At 35.6% G+C, this 21,642-nt stretch carries 18 protein-coding genes and 2 pseudogenes; 8 read left to right on the top strand and 12 right to left on the bottom strand.

Annotated elements, in window-relative coordinates; all coding sequences use genetic code 11:
* Positions 1-112 precede the first annotated feature (112 nt).
* From A9D35_RS15915 to secA, 4 genes and pseudogenes are all read left to right on the top strand, one after another.
* Positions 113-817, top strand: a complete 705-nt coding sequence (locus A9D35_RS15915) for an ABC transporter ATP-binding protein (protein ID WP_066224853.1) — start codon at positions 113-115, stop codon at positions 815-817.
* A gap of 97 nt (positions 818-914) precedes the next feature.
* A complete protein-coding gene (locus A9D35_RS15910; RefSeq protein ID WP_066224851.1) occupies positions 915-1,487 on the top strand; it encodes a cob(I)yrinic acid a,c-diamide adenosyltransferase in 573 nt (190 codons plus the stop codon).
* Between the two features lie 150 nt (positions 1,488-1,637).
* Positions 1,638-1,859, top strand: coding sequence for a DUF2795 domain-containing protein (locus tag A9D35_RS15905; protein ID WP_019387375.1), 222 nt, complete (start codon positions 1,638-1,640; stop codon positions 1,857-1,859).
* A gap of 172 nt (positions 1,860-2,031) precedes the next feature.
* Positions 2,032-5,387 (top strand): annotated as a pseudogene (secA, locus tag A9D35_RS15900) (preprotein translocase subunit SecA).
* Positions 5,388-5,470: 83 nt separating this feature from the next.
* On the opposite strand, the gene A9D35_RS15895 reads toward secA, so the two are convergent.
* The 4 genes from A9D35_RS15895 to A9D35_RS15880 all read right to left on the bottom strand — a co-directional run bounded on the left by A9D35_RS15895 (position 5,471) and on the right by A9D35_RS15880 (position 8,725).
* On the bottom strand, positions 5,471-5,962 hold the full coding sequence (locus A9D35_RS15895) for a flavodoxin family protein (protein ID WP_066226189.1): 492 nt from the start codon (positions 5,960-5,962) through the stop codon (positions 5,471-5,473).
* Positions 5,963-6,087: 125 nt separating this feature from the next.
* Positions 6,088-7,563, bottom strand: a complete 1,476-nt coding sequence (locus tag A9D35_RS15890) for a hypothetical protein (RefSeq protein ID WP_066224849.1) — start codon at positions 7,561-7,563, stop codon at positions 6,088-6,090.
* Positions 7,564-7,581: 18 nt separating this feature from the next.
* Positions 7,582-8,184 (bottom strand): hypothetical protein, encoded by a 603-nt coding sequence (locus A9D35_RS15885; RefSeq protein ID WP_066224847.1) that lies wholly within the window; start codon positions 8,182-8,184, stop codon positions 7,582-7,584.
* Positions 8,168-8,725 carry an RNA polymerase sigma factor gene (locus tag A9D35_RS15880; RefSeq protein ID WP_439951246.1) on the bottom strand — a complete coding sequence of 186 codons (558 nt, stop codon included), beginning with the start codon at positions 8,723-8,725 and terminating at the stop codon, positions 8,168-8,170. The genes A9D35_RS15885 and A9D35_RS15880 overlap by 17 nt, the downstream gene beginning before the upstream one ends.
* A 170-nt stretch (positions 8,726-8,895) precedes the next feature.
* Between A9D35_RS15880 and A9D35_RS15875 the strand changes: the two genes are divergently transcribed.
* From A9D35_RS15875 to A9D35_RS15860, 4 genes are all read left to right on the top strand, one after another.
* Positions 8,896-9,450 carry a DUF2911 domain-containing protein gene (locus tag A9D35_RS15875; protein ID WP_066224844.1) on the top strand — a complete coding sequence of 185 codons (555 nt, stop codon included), beginning with the start codon at positions 8,896-8,898 and terminating at the stop codon, positions 9,448-9,450.
* Between the two features lie 96 nt (positions 9,451-9,546).
* The gene (locus A9D35_RS15870; protein WP_066224843.1) at positions 9,547-10,260 is read left to right on the top strand and encodes a glycosyltransferase family 2 protein; all 714 of its coding nucleotides are present in this window, start codon (positions 9,547-9,549) and stop codon (positions 10,258-10,260) included.
* Positions 10,260-10,883, top strand: a complete 624-nt coding sequence (locus tag A9D35_RS15865) for a lipid-A-disaccharide synthase N-terminal domain-containing protein (RefSeq protein ID WP_066224841.1) — start codon at positions 10,260-10,262, stop codon at positions 10,881-10,883. The genes A9D35_RS15870 and A9D35_RS15865 overlap by 1 nt, the downstream gene beginning before the upstream one ends.
* Positions 10,876-12,507 (top strand): ArnT family glycosyltransferase, encoded by a 1,632-nt coding sequence (locus A9D35_RS15860; RefSeq protein WP_066224839.1) that lies wholly within the window; start codon positions 10,876-10,878, stop codon positions 12,505-12,507. The genes A9D35_RS15865 and A9D35_RS15860 overlap by 8 nt, the downstream gene beginning before the upstream one ends.
* On the opposite strand, the gene A9D35_RS15855 is transcribed toward A9D35_RS15860, so the two are convergent.
* From A9D35_RS15855 to yidC, 8 genes and pseudogenes are all read right to left on the bottom strand, one after another.
* Positions 12,497-13,072 (bottom strand): phosphatase PAP2 family protein, encoded by a 576-nt coding sequence (locus A9D35_RS15855; protein WP_066224837.1) that lies wholly within the window; start codon positions 13,070-13,072, stop codon positions 12,497-12,499. The genes A9D35_RS15860 and A9D35_RS15855 overlap by 11 nt on opposite strands.
* A 4-nt stretch (positions 13,073-13,076) precedes the next feature.
* Positions 13,077-13,304 (bottom strand): DUF8828 family protein, encoded by a 228-nt coding sequence (locus tag A9D35_RS15850; protein WP_066224835.1) that lies wholly within the window; start codon positions 13,302-13,304, stop codon positions 13,077-13,079.
* Positions 13,305-13,308: 4 nt separating this feature from the next.
* Positions 13,309-14,688 carry an MATE family efflux transporter gene (locus tag A9D35_RS15845; protein WP_066224833.1) on the bottom strand — a complete coding sequence of 460 codons (1,380 nt, stop codon included), beginning with the start codon at positions 14,686-14,688 and terminating at the stop codon, positions 13,309-13,311.
* Between the two features lie 65 nt (positions 14,689-14,753).
* Positions 14,754-15,695 carry an NAD(P)H-dependent flavin oxidoreductase gene (locus tag A9D35_RS15840; RefSeq protein ID WP_066224829.1) on the bottom strand — a complete coding sequence of 314 codons (942 nt, stop codon included), beginning with the start codon at positions 15,693-15,695 and terminating at the stop codon, positions 14,754-14,756.
* Positions 15,685-17,301 (bottom strand): S8 family serine peptidase, encoded by a 1,617-nt coding sequence (locus A9D35_RS15835; RefSeq protein ID WP_066226184.1) that lies wholly within the window; start codon positions 17,299-17,301, stop codon positions 15,685-15,687. The genes A9D35_RS15840 and A9D35_RS15835 overlap by 11 nt, the downstream gene beginning before the upstream one ends.
* Before the next feature lie 186 nt (positions 17,302-17,487).
* Positions 17,488-18,675: a tRNA 2-thiouridine(34) synthase MnmA gene (gene mnmA / locus A9D35_RS15830; RefSeq protein WP_066224826.1), complete on the bottom strand. Its 1,188-nt coding sequence runs from the start codon at positions 18,673-18,675 to the stop codon at positions 17,488-17,490.
* 194 nt (positions 18,676-18,869) lie between these two features.
* Positions 18,870-19,568, bottom strand: coding sequence for a toxin-antitoxin system YwqK family antitoxin (locus A9D35_RS15825; protein WP_066224823.1), 699 nt, complete (start codon positions 19,566-19,568; stop codon positions 18,870-18,872).
* Positions 19,569-19,634: 66 nt separating this feature from the next.
* Positions 19,635-21,535 (bottom strand): annotated as a pseudogene (yidC, locus tag A9D35_RS15820) (membrane protein insertase YidC).
* Positions 21,536-21,642: the final 107 nt, after the last annotated feature.

Raw genomic sequence — 21,642 nt, 5'->3', positions numbered from 1 at the left:
TTTTTAATACCATATTCAATATAAAAAATTGTAACAAAACGAAATTACTAGCGTCTTACTTCTTATAAAAATTCATGTATCTTGCATCAACCATAACATCAGCAATTATTTTATGAGTAACGTTATAGAAATCACCAACATTATTCGCGATTTTAAACTCGGACAAGAAACCGTTCATGTATTAAAAGGCATCGATTTAACCATTAAACGTGGCGACTACATTGCCATTATGGGGCCTTCGGGTTCTGGAAAATCGACATTAATGAATTTGCTTGGCTGTTTAGATACACCTACAGCTGGAACCTATATTCTTAACGGAAAAGATGTTAGCAAAATGAGCGACGATGAATTGGCCGATATTCGAAATACAGAAATTGGATTCGTTTTTCAGACCTTTAATTTGCTACCCAGAACCACCGCTTTAGACAATGTTGCCTTACCAATGGTGTATGCAGGATATTCTAAAAGCGAACGTACCAAACGCGCCGAAGAAGTATTAACCGAAGTTGGTTTAGCAGATCGAATGGACCACAAACCCAACCAACTTTCTGGAGGGCAGCGCCAACGTGTTGCTGTAGGTCGTGCGCTAGTAAATAAACCATCAATAATTCTTGCCGATGAACCTACGGGAAATCTAGATTCTAAAACTTCTGTAGAAATTATGGGACTTTTTAACACCATACATCAGCAAGGCAATACGGTTATATTGGTAACTCACGAAGAAGATATTGCCGAGCATGCACATCGTATTATTCGTTTGCGCGATGGCATAATTGAAAGTGATACCCGAAACGAAAAAATTATAGTTCCGGCCTAAGAATCTATCGCGTTTTCATTTTTAATCTTTAACATTTCCATGTAACTTTGAAAAGTACCAATCCTTATTGGTGTCCTTAAATTTAAGTTTACATTACATGAAAATCTATACAAAAACAGGCGATAAAGGCACAACTGCCTTATTTGGAGGTACGCGTGTACCCAAACATCATATCCGAATAGAAAGTTACGGAACTGTAGATGAATTAAATTCGTACATCGGATTAATTCGTGACCAAGATATTAATCCTGCCTACAAAGCCATTTTAGTCATTATACAAGATCGCCTATTTACAGTTGGCGCCATGTTGGCTACCCCACCAGAGAAAGCCATTTTAAAAAATGGAAAGGAGCGCTTAAATATTCCTAAAATCGATGAGGCCAATATTACGCTCTTAGAAAAAGAAATGGATGCTATGAATACCGAACTTCCACCAATGACACACTTTGTATTACCAGGTGGCCACCAAACCGTGTCATTCTGTCACATAGCACGCTGTGTTTGCCGTAGAGCCGAACGTTTAGCTTCTCAATTAAACGAAATCGAACCTTTAAATCCGGAAACCCTAATATATTTAAACCGTCTTTCTGACTATCTGTTTGTATTGGCACGAAAATTGTCTCATGACTTGCACGCAGACGAAGTAAAGTGGATTCCAGAAAAACACTAATGGTATTTTTCTTCAAAGTAATCTAACTAACTTTTACTCAATGTGTTTAAAAAACGAAGCGTTCTTTAATTTAATGATGAAATAATTCATTTTTTTCTTGACTTTTTAAACTAAAAAATTATTTTTGCAAAAAATTAAAACGAATTACAAATGTATTGGACATTAGAATTAGCATCATATTTAAGTGATGCGCCTTGGCCAGCTACTAAGGATGAGCTGATTGACTACGCAATTAGAACAGGAGCACCTTTAGAGGTTGTAGAAAACTTACAATCCATAGAAGATGAAGGCGATTCTTACGACTCCATTGAGGAGATCTGGTCTGACTATCCTACGGATGAAGACTATCTCTGGAACGAGGATGAATATTAGTATACTATAAAGAAAAGTTAAAAAGTCTCATTGCGAGGCTTTTTTTTGTGCTATTCTTTATGAAACATAACAACAAAACGTATATTTGAATGCTTTTCTAAATAGCATTTAAAGCACATAACTGTATCTATTAAGTTGCAAGACTTAATACAACCTATTAACACACATACACATGAATTTTTTAAATTCTGTACTTAAGGTATTTGTTGGCGACAAATCAAAACAAGATGTTAAAGCCATCATGCCTATAGTAGATAAAATTAAAACTTTTGAAAAGGCTTTAGAAGCTTTATCACATGACGAACTGAGAGCAAAAACCGCTTATTTTAAAGCTAAAATTGCCGAAGGAAGGAAGCCTTTCGAAGATCAAATTACTGCACTATTAACAGAAGCAGATGCTACAGAAGATATTGACAGACGTGAAGATATTTATCAAGAAATTGACAAATTAAAAGACGACTCTTACGCAGCTACAGAAGATGTATTAAATACCATCCTTCCAGAAGCCTTTGCTGTTGTAAAAGAAACCGCTAAGCGTTTTAAAGATAATACAAGTATTACCGTTACGGCAAATGCTTTCGATAGAGAAATTTCTGGTTCTAAAGATTATGTGGCACTAGAAGACGATAAGGCCACTTGGGCGAATTCTTGGGATGCTGCAGGGAAAGCTATTACTTGGGATATGGTACATTACGATGTACAACTTGTAGGTGGTATAGCCATGCACCAAGGTAAAATTGCAGAAATGCATACAGGGGAAGGTAAAACCCTAGTAGCAACCTTACCAATGTATTTAAATGCCTTAGCTGGTAAAGGGGTACACTTAGTAACTGTAAACGACTATTTAGCAAAACGTGATAGCGCATGGATGGCGCCGATTTTCGAATTTCATGGTTTAAGTATCGATTGTATCGATTACCACCAACCAAATTCTGAAGCTCGTAAAAAGCTTATAACGCCGATATTACTTACGGTACAAATAACGAATTTGGTTTCGATTATTTACGTGATAACATGGCACATTCACCAAACGACTTGGTACAACGCCCACACCACTATGCCATTGTCGATGAGGTCGATTCTGTATTAGTAGATGATGCCCGTACACCTTTAATTATCTCTGGTCCAATTCCTCAAGGCGACCGCCATGAGTTTAATGAGTTAAAACCAAAAGTTGAAGATATTGTTGCTGTACAACGTAAATATTTAACAGGGGTTTTTGCCGAGGCTAAAAAATTAATTTCTAGCGGAGACACTAAAGAAGGAGGATTCCAATTGTTACGTGTATTCCGTGGAATGCCTAAAAACAAAGCCTTAATTAAGTTTTTAAGTGAAGACGGTATCCGTCAATTACTTCAAAAAACAGAAAATCATTACATGTCCGATAACAATCGCGAAATGCCTAAGGTAGATGAAGCATTGTACTATGTAATCGATGAAAAAAATAATCAAATTGAATTGTCAGACAAAGGGGTTGAATACCTTTCTGGTAAAGACAATCCAGACTTCTTCGTCATGCCAGAAATTGGTATTGAAATGGCTAAAATTGAATCGAAAGGTTTAAGTGCCGAAGAGGAAGCTAACGAAAAAGAAGATTTATTTAGAGATTTCGGAATTAAATCTGAACGTATCCATACCTTAAATCAATTACTTAAAGCCTACGCCCTATTCGAAAAAGACAATCAATATGTGGTAATGGACAATAAAGTAATGATTGTCGATGAGCAAACAGGTCGTATTATGGATGGTCGTCGTTATAGCGATGGTTTACACCAAGCGATCGAAGCTAAAGAGAATGTAAAAATTGAAGCAGCTACGCAAACTTTTGCTACTGTAACACTTCAAAATTACTTTAGAATGTACCGCAAATTATCGGGTATGACTGGTACAGCGATTACAGAAGCAGGTGAATTCTGGGAAATCTATAAGTTAGATGTTGTAGAAATTCCAACAAACCGCCCAATTGCAAGACACGATAGAGAAGATTTAGTTTATAAAACAAAACGTGAAAAATACAACGCAGTTATCGACGAGGTTACCAAATTATCGCAAGGCGGACGTCCGGTTTTAATTGGTACTACTAACGTTGAAATTAGTGAGCTTTTAGGAAAAATGCTTAGCATCCGTAAAGTACCTCACAACGTATTAAACGCAAAATTACACAAAAAAGAAGCAGATATTGTTGCAGAAGCTGGTCAGCCAGGACAAGTAACAATTGCGACTAACATGGCTGGACGTGGTACCGATATTAAATTAACCGATGCTGTTAAAAAAGCAGGTGGTTTAGCGATTGTAGGTACAGAACGTCACGATTCTCGTCGTGTAGACCGTCAGTTACGTGGTCGTGCAGGTCGTCAAGGAGATCCAGGAAGTTCACAATTCTATGTGTCTTTAGAAGATAATTTGATGCGTTTATTCGGATCTGAGCGTATTGCTAAGATGATGGATAAAATGGGATTAGAAGAAGGTGAAGTTATTCAGCATTCTATGATTTCTAAATCTATTGAACGTGCACAGAAAAAGGTTGAAGAAAACAACTTTGGTGTACGTAAGCGTTTATTAGAATATGATGACGTAATGAATGCCCAACGTGAGGTGGTTTACAAACGTCGTCACCATGCTTTATTTGGAGAACGTCTACGTGTAGATTTAGCGAATATGATTTTTGATACAGCTGAACATATCGCAGAAGTAAACAAAGACGCTAACGATTTTAAGAATTTCGGATTTGAAATTATTCGTTATTTCTCAATGAGCAACCCTGTAACCGAACAAGAATTCAACAAAAATTCTGTTCAAGATATTGCTGCTAAAATTTACAAAGCGGCCTTCGATCATTACAAGGCTAAAATGGCTAAAAATGCAGAAATTGCATTCCCAATCATTAAAAATGTTTACGAAACACAAAGCGATAAATTTAAGCGTATAGTCGTACCGTTTACAGATGGTGTTAAAACCTTGCAGGTTGTAACCGACTTACAACAAGCTTACGAGACTGAAGGAAAACAGTTAATTACCGATTTTGAAAAGAACATTACGTTAGCGATTATCGACGACGCTTGGAAAACACATTTACGTAAAATGGATGAGTTAAAGCAGTCTGTACAGTTAGCCGTTCACGAACAAAAAGATCCTTTACTTATTTACAAGTTTGAAGCTTTCGAATTGTTTAAGGACATGATTACTCAAGTAAACAAAGATGTTATTTCATTCTTATTTAAAGGAGAATTACCTAGCGAAGACCAAAACGCCATTAGCGAAGCTAGACAACAAGCTCCTAAAAAAGAACGTTTAGAAACGTCTAAAGAAGAAATTCCTAATTTAGATGAGCGTGCCTCACAAAGTAGAGCTGCCGGACAAACACAACCTCAACGCGAAGTTGTAGAAACTATTGTTAGAGATAAACCAAAAATTGGTAGAAACGACAAAGTGACTATAAAAAATGTAATGAACGGCGAAAGTAAAACCGTTAAATACAAACAAGCCGAACCGCTTTTAGCTAAAGGGGATTGGGTAATTACGGAATAGTATATTTTACTATATATTTAAACATTAAAAAATCTGTCTATTTATAAATAGGCAGATTTTTTTTTAGTGATTTGATAATAGATTTATTTCTCAATTAGTTTTATAAACTCCTTTATTTTGGGGCTGTTATTCGCTCCCGTAATTGCATGAGAGTTTCCTAAATATTCCATTCCAAGATAGCGTGCTGTTTCAGAAAAAGGCAACCAAAAATGTTCTCCAAGATTATCTCCTATCGAACAGCTAATTGCGGCCATTTTCTTTCCTCGTAATTTTCGTCCTAGTTCTTTTTCAATAGTCAATAAGTCTGTAAAACGATCAAAAAACACTTTCATAATTCCACTCATAGCATACCAATAAACGGGAGTTACAAAAATAAGTGTATCATATTTCATAATGATTTGCTCCAATAATACGAGATAATCATCATTTCTATTTTGATGTTCATAATCGTAATAGCTAAAATTGTAATTATTTAAATTGATTAAGTCCCATTTAGAATATTTTATTAATTCATCAACTAAAACCATAGTATCTCCATCATTTCTAGAACTTCCTACTATTACAACTTTTTTCATTCCTGACTTTTTAGGATATTTTCTACTTTGTCTAAAAACAAATATAGCCGATAATCCATGAGCATAGGATTTCGGCACCAAAAAGTCATTTTTAAACAACTTAATATTTAAAGGGCTTGTGGCTTTTACTCCATGAGCACCTTACTAAATTTAGCATTCACGATTATAGATTTATTGCTACTTAAATCGCCGGTAGAAAATGTAGAGACATTTTCGTTAGTTGTTTTGCTAGGATGTTTAAATCGGGATTGCTTGCCATTATACTGCAAACTATAATGTGTTTTTGGCAGACTTATTACGGCATCACTATTTTCTAAAACAATATTTAAATTCTGAAAACTTTCTGCGATTTTAGATATTTTAAGATCGCCAAAACTCCCATCAATCATGGTATTACCAGAGAGTTGCCCCAACTGTATATTTGAAGAATTCGAGTTTAAAACCAATTGATTCACCTCGGCTATTTTTGCCTGTTCTACATATTTTAACACTAAATGTCCTTGATTCCAATGCCCTATAGAAACAGGCGCATAAGACACATCGATGGAAGTATTACTCCCATCGATAGTGTTTGCTGTTAATTTGGTATGCGACATTTCTGCCTTTAAATTTTCTATGAGCGATACAAATTGTAATTCGCCATATTTTACATTCACTTTTAAATTTGCCTTTTTGGGCATATGTATAATAATGGTTTTTCTAATATTTGGATGGCTGTCCCCTTTACCTCTCGCTTTCTCGGCTTTATGTCTAGATTTTTCTGCTTGCATTCGGCTCGCCTCGGCACGTTCTTGTGCTTCCATTTGCTTTTCAAACGACTTTCCAAACGATTCTCCCCAAGCTTCCATTTTAGATTGAAAATCTTCACCAAAACTGTTTTCAAATTGTTTACCCCAAGCTTCCATTTCCTTGCCATAAGTTTCTCCAAATTGCTTACCCCATTCTTCCATCTTTTTCTCATAATCTTCAAATCCGGAATCGCTAAACTGCTTGGCCCAAGCTTTTATTTTATCTATATAGGCCTTGCCATATTTTTTCTGATAGGTTTTACTCCATGCTTCTAAATATTTTTCTCCTTCCTTTTTATAGGCATCATAATCAAAAGTAACCTGGTCTATACCTTCTGGCAACTCTGGTAATTCTGGCATTACCGGAGCTTCGGGCATATTAGATAAGTGAGCCATATTTGGCACTGGAGGTATAGGAGGCATTTCGGCTAATTCGAATTCTAAATGTTTTAATGCCGAAATAGAATTCACATCAAAATTATAATCTAAATCCCAACCATTTTGCATGCCTTTAGATGTAATGCTTACGTTGTCTTTAGAACCACTTACATCTACCTGCCATTGCTCTAATGCATTTTGAAGATCGGTAGCACTCAACACATCGCTTTCTATAAAAGCCTCTACCTCTATAACATCTTTATTCCAAGTATCGATTTTTACTATGGTATAATTCGATTTCAGATTAATAGTCACATCTTTATTCACTTTTAAAGATTGTGTTGCTTTAGATAACTTTTGCTGCGCTTGTGTTTGATGAGACACAAACAATAACAACAGGATGCTAGCTATCGATTTTATAATTAACTGTTTCATTTTTTGATTTACTTTTTTTTAGATTGATTGTTGCACATCTTCTCCGGCAACAGGTTCAGATTTTAATTCTTTTAATTGATCGCGTAGACGATATAATAAGTTTAAACGCAATTTTAAATTATCGATTAAGGCGTTTACGGTGAGCTCGCTTGGGCCCGATTCTGTTAATTCTACAGATAGTTTTTTGTATTCGTTAGAAAGCTCTTCTAAGCGCTGAATATAACCATCGATTAACTCTTTATTTTCCGAGGTTAATTCTACTTGCGATAATTCGGTATGAATACTCGCTAAATAATAATCTTCAACTTTTTTTAAATCGGGAGATAAATCGCCAAGCGTTTTCGTTTTTACTACCGGTGCAGTTTCGGTTTCTGCAACTTTAGGTTGTGGTGTTACTTCTACAGCTTCTGGATTAAGAAAAGTATATCCTCCAAAACTTAAGGCTAACAAAACAAGTAAACTCGCTGCAACAGCCATCCAATTAAATTTGGGTTTTGGCGGATTTAAAGAACTATTAGCATTCAACTTTTCTAAAAAGCGTGCCTCATGCCCTTCTGGCATACCCTCCTGTTTTTGAAGTTCTTTATCGGCTTTAAATAAGTCTCTAATATCTTGTGCCATAGCGTTTCGATTTTAAAAGTTCTTGTAATTTTTGTTTGCCTCGCGATAACTGTGTGCGAGAAGCTACTTCCGAAATATTTAAAATTTCTGAAATCTCTTGATGATCATAGCCTTCAATTAAAAATAACATCACTACATATTTGTACTTTTCTGGTAGTGTTGCAATAACTTTTTTAATATCATCTAAAGTTACGCCATCATCTACGATCCAACTGTCATGAGCATCTGTATCGACCACTTTGAGGTGCACCTCTTCTAAAACATCTAACTGATGTTTTTTAGATTTAAGCGCATCAATACATGTATTCACAACAATTCGTTTTAACCAAGCTCCAAAAGTAACGTCACCTTTAAATTGATGTAGTTTGCTAAAGGCTTTTATAAATGCATCTTGCACCAGATCTTCGGCCTCTGCTGTATTCGAAATAAATCGTTTGGCCACACTATACATCCCTTGGCAGTACTGGTTGTACAACTGCATTTGCGCCTTTCGGTTATTCCGCTTACATTCTTCTACAATATCAATAGAAAATGAATTCACTTATGGTATTTTTGGTTAGTATACATCTTAAAGACGCCATTTATTTTGAAGTGTTGCAAAAAAGATAAATATTTTTTTATAAAGCTTGTTAAAATTGAATTAATTAAACGCAAGCGTTTTAAGTTGCTTATCTTTTAAAGTATATTTAGCCCATAAATAACAGAGGTTTTATGAATAGAGTTTTAAAATGGTTAATGATTTTCTTATTTCTAGTTGCCATAGGAATTTTTCTATATGCGTATTTTGAAAAAGGGGTCTTCAATAAAGTTTTAAGTCCGAAAGATACCGTAGAATATAAATTAAACGACCTAGAACTTGAAGTGTTTTACAATCGTCCTTCTAAACGCAACCGATTAATTTTTGGTGGTTTAGTTCCCTACAATGAAGTTTGGAGAACAGGTGCCAACGAAGCAACTACTTTTAAAACCAACAAAGCATTAAAAATAGGAACAGACTCTTTGCCTCCTGGAAAATATACGTTATGGACCATTCCTAACGACTCCACTTGGCAGGTTATGTTTAACAAAAAACAATATCCTTGGGGTGTAGATGAAACCATGAAGGCCATGCGAGACCCGAGTTTTGATGTTGTAGATTTGACCGTGCCTGTTGAAAAGCTAAACAACTCGGTTGAAGAATTTACCATCTCGTTTGATAATTCTACCGACAATTTATCTCTAACCATGGCTTGGGATGACGTTAAAGTTGCCGTGCCTTTAAAGTAAAAAAACGTCCAAATAAGCTGATTTTTTAACATTTTTAAATGTTAAAAATTTCTTTTCTATAAAAAAGAATACATTTGTACTTTCAAGTTTTTATTTATGAGCTATCAATTCACCATTATAGTACCTGTTTATAATGAAGAAGACAATTTATTACGTGTAGAAAAAGAGCTTTTAGCCTATGCTCAAACAGCTGCTAAAACCACTAAAATTCTGCTTGTAAATGATGGTTCTAAAGATAAAAGCCAAGAACTTATAGAGGCCATTTGCCAGAAACATCCCGAATTTAATTTTATAAGTTTTAAAGAAAATCGAGGGTTAAGTGCTGCCATAAAAGCAGGGTTCGATTATGCCGATACTCCTTTGGTAGGTTATATCGATTCCGATTTACAAACAGCTCCTTCCGATTTTAATATTTTACTTCAGCATATCGGAGAATACGACTTAGTTACAGGTGTACGTTCTAATAGAAAAGATTCGTTTGTAAAAAATATGTCTTCTAAAATAGCCAATGGCATCAGAAGAAGTTTTACCCACGATGGCATGGACGATACCGGTTGTCCGTTAAAAGTAATAAAAACAGATTATGCCAAACGTATTCCTATGTTTAAAGGTTTACACCGGTTTTTACCAGCTATGATTTTACTTCAGAAAGGAAACATACTTCAGGTGCCTGTACAACACTTTCCTAGACTGGCTGGCGAAGCTAAATTTGGATTATGGAATCGCTTATTAGGACCTTTAGTAGATTGTTTTGCATATATGTGGATGAAAAAGAAGTATATTAACTACGAAATCGAGAAACGTAGTTAATGAGTAATTGGATTATATACAGTATAGGTTTTATAGCACAAATCTTATTCTCTTCCCGCTTAGTCGTACAGTGGGTGACATCTGAAAAAAAACGGAAAGTTATTACGCCAACCTTATTTTGGACGCTGAGTTTACTTGCCTCGTTCTTACTGTTTGTTTATGGGTATCTGCGGCAAGATTTTGCCATTATGTTAGGGCAAAGTTTAACGTATTTTATTTACATTAGAAACCTACAGCTACAAAACGAATGGCAAAAATTCCCAAAGCTTATGCGTTGGTTTTTACTTTTTGTCCCTCTTCTTATCGTAATTTACTACTATAATAATAACAAGATTGATATGACGTTATTATTTAAGAATGAAAACATACCGGTTTGGTTATTAATTTTAGGAATCGTTTCGCAAATTGTATTTACGTTGCGTTTTGTATACCAATGGTTATATTCTGAAAAAAAGAAGGAATCGACTCTTCCTTTTGGGTTTTGGGCATTAAGCTTAACAGGCTCGATTCTTATTTTAGTTTATGCTGTATTGCGCAAAGACCCAGTGTTGTTTATCGGACATATATTAGGGGCTGTAATTTATAGTCGGAATTTAGTTTTAATAAAAAAATATCATGATTAAAGTTATCGAAAAACATCCCGTTGTAGCCATTTGCATTATGGTAGCCTTGATGATGCTCCCTAGTTTGCATGTTATGCAAGTTACTATTATGGAAGCTAGAAACTTTATTACCGCTCGCGAAATGTTAACCGACAACCATTGGTTGTTAACCACAATGAACGGGGAAGCACGATACGAAAAACCTCCTTTACCTACCTGGTTGTCGGCCATCTCTGCTGCTATTTTTGGATTGAATGTATTTGCACTGCGCTTACCAACCGTTTTTATGGTTATGGTTATTGGGGTGTATGTTTATAGATTATCATTTTCCTTATTAAATAATAATGTACATAGCCTGGTAAATGCATGTATTGTATTTACCTCGTTTTACACCATAGGAATCACTATAGAAGCGCCTTGGGATATTTACGCTCATGGTTTTATGATGATTGCTATTTACCACCTATATCAACTCTTTCAGAAGAAAAACAAATACTGGAAACATACTATTATAGCTGGAATTTGCCTTGGGCTCTCCTTTTTAAGTAAAGGTCCCGTTTCGCTTTATGCGCTATGTTTACCTTTTTTATTGGCCTACGCGTTTACGTTTAAATTCAAAAAATTCAGACCTAAAACATTTTCAATTTTCAGTATTTTAATTCTTATGCTAATCATTGGAGGTTGGTGGTTTATTTATGTAAGATTACAGGATCCTGCTACTTTTTCTACCATTACTCAAAAAGAAACCAGTAATTGGGGAAGTTATAATATTCGACCGTTTTACTACTATTGGAGCTTTTTTACTCAAAGTGGGATTTGGACCATTCCAGCATTTATAGGGTTGTTATTTCCGTATTTAAAATCTAGAGTGCGCAATTTAAAAGCGTATAAATTCAGTTTTTATTGGACGCTAATAGCTGTTATTTTATTGTCTATTATTCCGGAGAAAAAATCGAGATATCTCATGCCGGTTTTAATTCCGTTGGCCATAAACACAGGCTTTTATATTGACTATTTATTTCAGCGTTTTAAAAATTTACAAGACAAAAAGGAAACGTTCCCTGTCTATTTTAATTTCGGTCTTATAGCAAGCATTGGGGTATTGTTCCCTGTTTTAGCGTATTTAGGCTTAAAGGATAAACTTGATGGTTTTTGGATTGAGTTTGTTATGGCTTCTGTAGTTTTATTTACAATTGGGATTTTTATCTTCATCAACCTAAAACACAAAGCGATTAAGAACGTCTTTTTTCTAACGGTACTCTTTTTCGCATCCATATTTATTGTTGCCTTACCCCTTTCTAAAGCTACAGTTCCAGCTCATTACTACGACATCACACAATTACAAGCCGATGCCAAAGCTGAAGGCTTAACGGTCTACGAATTAAATTATGTGTCGCCAGAAATGATTTGGTTATATGGCGATAAATTGCCTAGTATTACAGAACATGAGCAGCTGTATAACTTTCCAACAGAAGCTAAATTTGGATTACTAACAAATAATTTAAATGATGCTGAAAAGCAAAGAATAAGTGCCCAATACACTATGAATTTAATTCGTACTTATGATATTAACACAGCCGATGCGTCGTCTAGAAAACACAATTCCCGACTTGTTAATTACTATTATATCATTTCTAAAAAGTAGGTAAACCTCGGCGTTTCGAAATATAGAGAAAGAGTTTATAAAACCCAAAACCTGTAAGTCCTCCAAAAGCCATTCCGCAGATAATATCTAACGGATAATGTACGCCAACGTAAATACGGCTGTAAGCTACAATCGCACTCCAAAACAGAAACACAAAAATGAGGTTCTTATAAAAAGGTTTTAGTACCAAGCCCATAAATACAGCTATAGCCATAGAACTGGCCGCATGAGCCGAGAAAAAACCATAACGCCCACAACGTTCTGCAATAAATCGCATCGACTCCATAACTCCTTCTTGGCGGCATGGCCTAGGGCGCTGAAATCCGTGTTTAAAAACATTAGCAATCTGGTCGGTAAAAGTGATCATTAATGCAATTAAAATAACAAGTATAAGTACCGATTTTACACCTAGTTTCTTATACAACAAAAAGAGTAGCAGAGCGTAGAATGGGATAAACGTAAACTTATTAGTAATAACCAACCAAAACGTATCCCAGCTTGCCGACCCTAAATTGTTAAGATATAAAAATAATTCTTTATCGGTATTTATAAGTTGTTCGAGCATAGTTTCACTCTTCGTAACGTGCTACTTCTCTATCGTAAAAATCGGTAGCTTTTTGTATTAAGCCTTCTGTTTCTAATTCCAATTCACGTTGGTCTTCTTTATCGAAATCTTCAAACCACTCTACCTCATCATCTTCTAAATTGATAATAAATCGAGGAAATTCGGTATGAATTACAAAGATTGCATCTGGGAAATCTGTATTGTCACCTAAAATAAATTTTGGAAGTTCCATATCTTTAAAGTTCTTTTTGTAAAATTAATTGTTTTGTTAGATAATTGAATCTAATATAAAGTAAAATTGCTGCCGAAGTTAATCCGGCCAATAGTCCGAGCCATATTCCGAAGCTTCCTAATTGCTCTTCTTTACCGAAGTAATAACTCACCGGAAACCCAATAATCCAATACGAAATAAATGTAATAATGGTAGGTACTTTCACATCTTGAAGACCACGTAAAGCCCCTAAAACAACGACTTGAATACTATCGCTAATTTGAAAAACGGCTGCTGCCAATAATAAATTTGAAGCGATTTCAACCACTTCTGTATTATCGGCAAAGTTTTTAACATCGTTTAAATCGACATAAATTTTTGGTAGTTGGGTATGTAGTGCTAAAAACATCAAAGCAAAACATACGGCAAAAAGGGTTCCCATTAAAAATAACGAAAATGCGATACGTCTTAACTCTTGGTAATTTTTTAATCCTTTCTGATTTCCTACTCTAACCATACTAGCTACACTTAAGCCTGTGGCTACCATAAAGGTCATTGACGATAAGTTCAATGCTATCTGGTTTGCTGCTTGAGGATTTTTGCCCAGCAAACCACTTAACCATACTGCCGAAGTAAAGATGGCGACTTCAAATAACATTTGCATAGCGCTTGGTGCTCCAAGATTAATGATACGTTTCATCATGACGCGCTCGAGCACAAAAATCTTGATATTTATAACGTATTCTCTAGTTTTTTCTTGACCTTTTAACACCCACCAAATAAAAGCAACCATAATAAATCGAGAGGCTAAAGTACCATATGCCGCTCCTACTATACCATAGGCAGGTGCCCCAAACTTCCCGAAAATAAACATGTAATTTAGAACCACATTCACAATATTACCCACAATGGTAGCATACATAGGGTATTTGGTCATAGACATGCCATCTGCAAACTGCTTAAAGGCTTGAAAAACCACAAGAGGAATTAAGGAAAATGCAACCAAATCTAAATACGGAATGGCCAACTCGACAACCTCGACAGGTTGTTTCATTAAATACATTAAAGGCTTAGCAAAGTAGACGATTAGAAAAAGTAAAACTCCAATACCCGTACACAATAACAATCCATGCTTAAAAGCTGATTTTCCAGATTTAAAATCGTGAGCGGTGTCGGCTTCGGCAACTAAAGGTGTAATAGCTGTAGAAAACCCAATCCCGATAGACATGGCTATAAACATGAAGCTATTTCCTAAAGACACGGCTGCGAGTTCGGCTGTACCCAATTGCCCCACCATGATATTATCGACAAAACTCACAAAAGTATGTCCTAACATGCCTAGCATTACTGGCGCTGCCAATTGCCAGTTGTATTTAAACTCTTTTGTATACTTAGATAATTGCACCTTTTAATTTTTGTTGTGCAAAGGTAATTTTTAAAATAGGCTAAGCCGTACCTTTTATAATTATTTTAGATTAAGGCGATGCTCTTTTTTGTAGCTTCAAATTCTGTCACAATTTCCGATACAATATCGGCTACAGGTTTTATATCATGGATTAACCCTGCGATTTGACCTATTTCTAATTCGCCTTCTTCTAGGTCGCCTTCAAACATGCCACGTTTAGATCGTGCACGACCTAGTAATGCTTTTAATTCCTCTGCACTTGTCCCTTTCTGATACAGGTTCTGCACGTCGTTATAAAACTTGTTTTTTATCAGTCGTACAGGCGCCAGTTCTTTTAAGGTTAAATGCGTATCGCCATCGTTGGTTTTAACCACGGCCTCTTTAAAACTTAAATGGGCAGACGACTCTTTGCTAGCCACAAATCGGCTTCCTATTTGCACGCCATCGGCACCTAATACCATGGCCGCTAACATACCTTTTCCTGTTGCAATTCCTCCGGCTGCAATTAACGGAATGTCAAGTTGCTCTCTTACCATCGGGATTAACGTAAAAGTGGTCGTTTCTTCACGACCGTTATGTCCGCCAGCTTCAAAACCTTCAGCAACCACTGCATCTACACCGGCTGCTTGTGCCTTTAAGGCGAACTTTACGCTACTCACCACATGCACTACAGTTATGCCGCGTTCTTTTAACCAAGAGGTCCAAGTTTTAGGGTTTCCGGCCGAAGTAAATACAATGCTTACATCTTCTTCTACGATGATGTTCATGATCTCTTCAATATTAGGATATAACATAGGAACATTTACACCAAATGGTTTGTTAGTCGCTCTTTTACACTTCTGAATATGATCGCGCAACACATCGGGATACATAGACCCGGCACCTATTAACCCTAGAATTCCGGAGTTACTTGCCGCAGAGGCTAACTCCCAACCACTATTCCAAATCATTCCGGCTTGAATAATAGGATATTTTATATTGAATAATTTTGTGATGCTATTTTCCATGAAGCTTAATAATTTTTTTAGTTAGGCTACGATTCAAACTTGTAATTCTCAGCATATACATGCCTTCTTCTAAGGTTGAAACATCTAGAACGTGTTGATTACTCATGGTTTTTTCTAAAACCAAATGTCCTAAAACATCGAACACAGAAACCGTTATTTCTGGCGTTTCTGAAGTCGTTTTAAAATATAGATTTTGAGATGTAGGATTCGGATAAACCACTACCTGCAAATCTTTGGTATGATTTCCAACAGTTAAATTTCCATTTTCTAAGGCCGTAGCAAAATTTGGAATACCATAACCTAATAGATTATCTGGAGTTCTATATTGCGAGCCAGCTGCCCGAACCAATTCCATAAGTTCTAAATTCGTTAAATCTGGAAAAGCTTGCCATAAACAAGCCATTGCACCTGCCATAATAGGTGAACTAAAAGAGGTGCCGTTTAATTTCTGTATGGTATTGGTTTTACTTACAACCGCAGTACCTAGACCTTGTGCAGAAACATCTGGTTTTAGCGATGGCTGGATGTCCGATCCTTGCGAACTAAAATAAGCGTAATTTCCATTTGCATCTACTGCCCCTATCGAAAAAACACCTTCAGCATCTGCTGGAGCGCCTACCCCATCTGTATCAGAATTCCCTGCAGAAGTCACCACTAAAATGCCCTTTTCTGAAGCTATAGCCGCCCCTTTAGTAACATAGGCTGTCTTCCCATCTAAATCGGAATGTTGGTAACTGTAATTCGGATTATCGTAATATTTATAGCCCAGAGACGAATTAATTATATCGACCCCTAAACTATCAGCACGTTCGGCCGCTTCCACCCAAAGGCTTTCCTCTACTGGGTTTTCGCTAATTCCATTTTCTGTCATAAATAAATAGTATGAAGCATCTGGTGCTGTACCAACATATTCATTTTCTATATATCCTGCCATGGTACTCAACACCCATGTACCATGTTCTCCTTCATTTTCATCGTAAACATTAACGTGTCTCTCTAAAAAATTATAGCTACCAAGTAGCTTATTATTTTCTATTAAATATTGAAATGCACCAACCGTATTTACATTGGGAAACCCCGAATCTAAAACGGCTATGGTTAAACCTGTACCGGTAAAATTTTGTTCATGAAGTGTATTAATCTGAATCATTTCTACCTGATTTGAAGCACTACCGTATACAAAATCTGATTTCGAAGCAAGTTCTGAGAAAGACTCCCGATTAACACGGGAAGTGGTATTTAAATTTTTATCGGCAAAACTAATCTCTGAAACAAATGAAAACTCTTCCAAGTCTTTTATTGCGGTTTGGCTTCCACGAACATGAACTGCATTAAACCATTTCGATTTTGCCAATACAAGAATCCCGTCTTGTTGTTTTAGCTGTGTAATATAAGCTTCATTTACCGGCACATCGCGTTCGTCTATCGGAATCCCGAAACGAGCTTTTCTGTCTACCGCTTTCTGACTTAAGATAGTCGTAGGATTTTCTAATGATGTGGCAACATTTTGCTTATCGGAGAAATACACCCAAGCATCTTCTTGAGAGAACATCTGCCATTGTAGTCCGAAAATTAAGCATAAAAATAATAGTAGTTTTGAGCTCATACGCACTTGTTTTATACCCATTACATTTTAACATTAGCCATTAATAAATTGACTATCCTTTTGAAGAAATCAATTTAATAATTTAAGTATAGCCTAACTTCTTGTATACATTTATATGAACAGTAAGCAGAAAATCAACTATTTATATGGCTTTGTTTGATTTGTATTTGGTAATACCTCTACAAGTTAAGAAATAACTCCCGAACCTAATAATTCGTCGCCATGATACCACGCTACAAATTGGCCTTCTGTTATAGCCGATTGTGGCGCTTCAAATTCAACAAACAATCCGCCATCTACTTTGTATAAAGTGGCATTTTGGAGAGGTTGTCTATAACGAATACGAGCCAATACAGACATCGTTTCGTCTGTTTTCAAGGCTAAATCCTCCCGAATCCAATGAATTTCGTCTTCTTTTACAAATAAAGCTGTTTTTAATAAACCAGGATGTTCATGCCCTTGTCCGGTATAAATTACGTTTTCATCTACATCGGTATCAATTACAAATAAAGGTTCTACTTTACCGCCAACGCCCAAACCTTTACGCTGACCTTTAGTAAAATAATGAGCTCCTTGGTGCTTTCCTACAACTGTACCATCGGTAACCGCATAGTTGGTTTTTGTTGTTAAAAACTGTAGTTCTTCTAATTTAGAATTAAAGTTTTCCTGTTTAGTAGCATATAACGGACTTGATTTTTCGATCTCTACAATAACACCTGCTTTAGGTTTTAATTTTTGTTGAAGAAATTCTGGTAATCGCACTTTCCCGATAAAACACAAGCCTTGAGAGTCTTTCTTTTCGGCAGTAATTAAATCTAATTCTGAAGCAATTTTACGTACTTCTGGTTTTGTTAATTCCCCTATTGGGAATAAAGCTTTTGCTAATTGATCTTGCGACAACTGGCATAAAAAATACGATTGATCTTTATTTCCATCCACGCCTGCCAGTAATTGGTAGGTTTCATTTTCGCCTTCGTTAAGAATACCTTTTCTGCAATAATGCCCAGTAGCGACATAATCTGCACCTAGGTCTAAGGCAATCTTCATAAACACATCGAATTTTATTTCACGATTACAAAGCACATCTGGGTTTGGCGTACGGCCATTCTCGTATTCTTTAAACATATAGTCTACAATACGTTCTTTATACTGCTCGCTTAAATCGACAGTTTGAAAAGGAATGCCTAATTTTTCGGCAACCGACATGGCATCGTTACTATCGTCTAACCACGGACATTCATCGGAAATCGTTACAGAGTCATCGTGCCAATTTTTCATAAAAAGTCCAATCACTTCGTACCCTTGTTGCTGTAAAACATATGCAGCTACACTAGAATCGACACCTCCCGAAAGTCCAACAATTACTCGTTTCATTTTTTAAATTTTATATGTGTACTAAGGCAAAAAGCTAAGACCTATTTTTTTGTACATCTCTTTTTCTGATTCACTTTTCGGTATCCCATCTTTTAAATCTAAACATACTTTATGATGAGCCGTAGAAATGATTTCAAGAAGACGGGTAAGCTTTTGTCTACCCAATAATCTTATACGATACAATCAAAAAAATACTACTGTTTTGCAGGGTTTTTACTATAATTGGTAAAATCTTTTTCATCGTCTAATTTACCATCTTTATAATATTTCCAAATACCGTCTTTTTTTCCTTTTTTATAAGCGCCTTCAGCAATTAAATTTCCTTCTAAGTCGTAATATTTCGACATGCCTTGCAACACATCGTTTTTATAATTAAACTCTTTAAGCGGAATTTCCTTTTCTGAATACCAAGTCGATTTTCCTTCTTGTAATCCATTTTTATAAAATGCACGTTCTGCTATTTTACCATTATCATAGTACACTAAACGTTCGCCATCTAATTTTCCTTGGTCGTTATAATGTTCTGTAATCATGATTTTATCGGAGTTTTTGTGGTAATAAATCCAATCGCCCACATATAATTTTCCGTTCATTTTACCTTTACTGATTACTTTTCCTGTAGAGGATAAAAACTGAACATCGGCAATAGTTGATTGTGCATTAAACTCTTTAACAGCCGATAACACCGATTTGTTTCCTGTTTTTTTATAGAATTTAAACATACCAACTTCTTTACCGTGTTCAAATTGACCCTCGTAACGCAAAATTTTGGTGTTGTCGAAATTCTTTTTCCAAACGCCATCTCGTTTTCCGTTGGCATCTAATTGGTTTATGCTTTGCGCCATTACGCTTCCTACAAAACTGAGTAATACAAATGTGATTATATTTTTCATAAGTAAATAATGTATGCTTAAACAATTTAAAGTAACAAAAAAGCTGCCAAAAATGGCAGCTTTAAATTATTTTTTACGGTTTTGATTTTGTTTTTGTAGCTCTGCCTGCTCCATCATGTCTTTCATTTTCTTCTGAAAACGACTCTCCTTTTTAGGCCTCTTTTTATTCTCCTGAATCTTTGCATGAATTTTATCTTCATCGATAATGAAGTTCTTTATCACTAACATGATACCAATAGTAATTAAGTTAGAAACGAAATAATACAAACTTAAACCAGAAGCATAGTTGTTAAAGAAAATTAACATCATGATTGGTGAAAAATAAATCATGTATTTCATCATTTTCCCCATATCTGGCATCCCTTCTTGCGTTGGCTGAGATGCTACTTGTTGTCCTGTAGTCATTTTCATATAAAAGAAAATAGCAACCGAAGCTAAAATTGGGAACAAACTAATATGATCGCCATAGAATGGAATCTTAAAAGGTAATTCTGCAATCGTATCGTAAGACGATAAATCTTCTGCCCAAAGGAAACTTTTGTGTCTTAAATCGAAGGCCGACGGGAAAAATTGGAATAAGGCATAGAACACCGGAATTTGTAATAATCCTGGCAAACATCCCGCCATCGGGCTCGCGCCTGCTTTGCTATACAATGCCATGGTAGCTTGTTGCTTTTTCATGGCGTTATCTTTATACTTCTCGTTGATTTCGTTTATTTCTGGCTTAAGAATTTTCATTTTCGCCTGAGATAAATAAGATTTGTAAGTAACTGGAGACATTACAATTCTCACTAAAATAGTCATTACAATAATAGCAACTCCGTAAGGAAGGAAACTTGCTAAGAATGCAAAAACAGGTACAAATACGTAACGGTTTATCCATCCAAAAATACCCCATCCAAAAGGAATACTATCTTCTAAATTATAAGCATATTGTTTTAAAACTTTATTATCGGTAGGTCCGAAATAGAATTTTAAAGGTGCATTAAGTTCTCCCCCTTGTAATTCTAACGGAATTTTAGACGTATACTCTTTTGTAAATACAGCATCATCATCGCCCTTTTCTAACAAGTTTTCAGAATATAAATCGACTGTTTTAAAAGGCTTTTCGGTTACTAAAATAGAACTAAAAAAATGTTGTCTGTACGATAACCAGGTAACATCCTCTTCAACATCATCATCATTACTTGTTGGACTTAATTTACTGATTTTACCGCCATCGTGCTGATACGTTAAACGCGTATAACGATTTTCGTATTCTACACTCTTATCGCCACGATACATTTTTGTTTCCAATTCAGGTTTACATCTTGCGAGCTATTAATAACATCGCTTAAACCTTGAGAACGCACAGTGAAATCCATCATATAATTATCTGGTTTCAGCTCGTAACGGTATTCTAAATATTTAGATTCCGACACCTTAAGTTTCATAGAAACTACGGTGTTTTCTCCATTTTTACTAATGGTAGGCTCAAAAAATAAATCTTTTGTATTTAATACACGGCTGTCTGTTGTTCCGAAATTGATATTAAAAACGGCGCTGTTATCTTTTATAAGGTAAACTGGAAGCGAATCGAAATTATCGAATTTTCTAAGACGTACTTCAGAAAGGTATCCTCCTTTGTTACTAAATTTTAAATCGAATAATTCTGTTTGTACTTCTGTCTCGGCATCTTTTGCAGTTGGTAAAGTAGACGAATAGGAGAAGGCTCCTAATTTATTCTTTAATCCAGCTAGTTGTAACGAATCTGATGCCGATGTAATAGAATAATCTTCTGTTGAAGTTTCTAGTGTTTCATGAGATGCTTTTTCTTTTTTCTCAGCTTCAACTTGTTCTTGTTTTGCTTTTTCCTGAGCTTCTAACTCTTCTGGAGTTGGCTGATTTTGCCAAAGCATAAACATTAAAATTCCAAAGATCAGGATAAATCCTATAACCGAATTAAGGTCTAATTTCTTTTGTTCCATGTAATTACATTCTAAGTATAAATAGAAATGTATCGTCTATTAACGACACATTTCTGGGTATGAATATCTTACTCAAAAAGGTGACCACTTTTGAGTTTTGACAATGT

The sequence above is a fragment of the Formosa haliotis genome (genome assembly GCF_001685485.1).
GTDB classification, from domain to species: Bacteria; Bacteroidota; Bacteroidia; order Flavobacteriales; family Flavobacteriaceae; genus Formosa; species Formosa haliotis.
The sequence above is the reverse complement of the archived record's forward strand: the minus strand, read 5'-3'. Positions and strand labels throughout refer to the sequence as shown.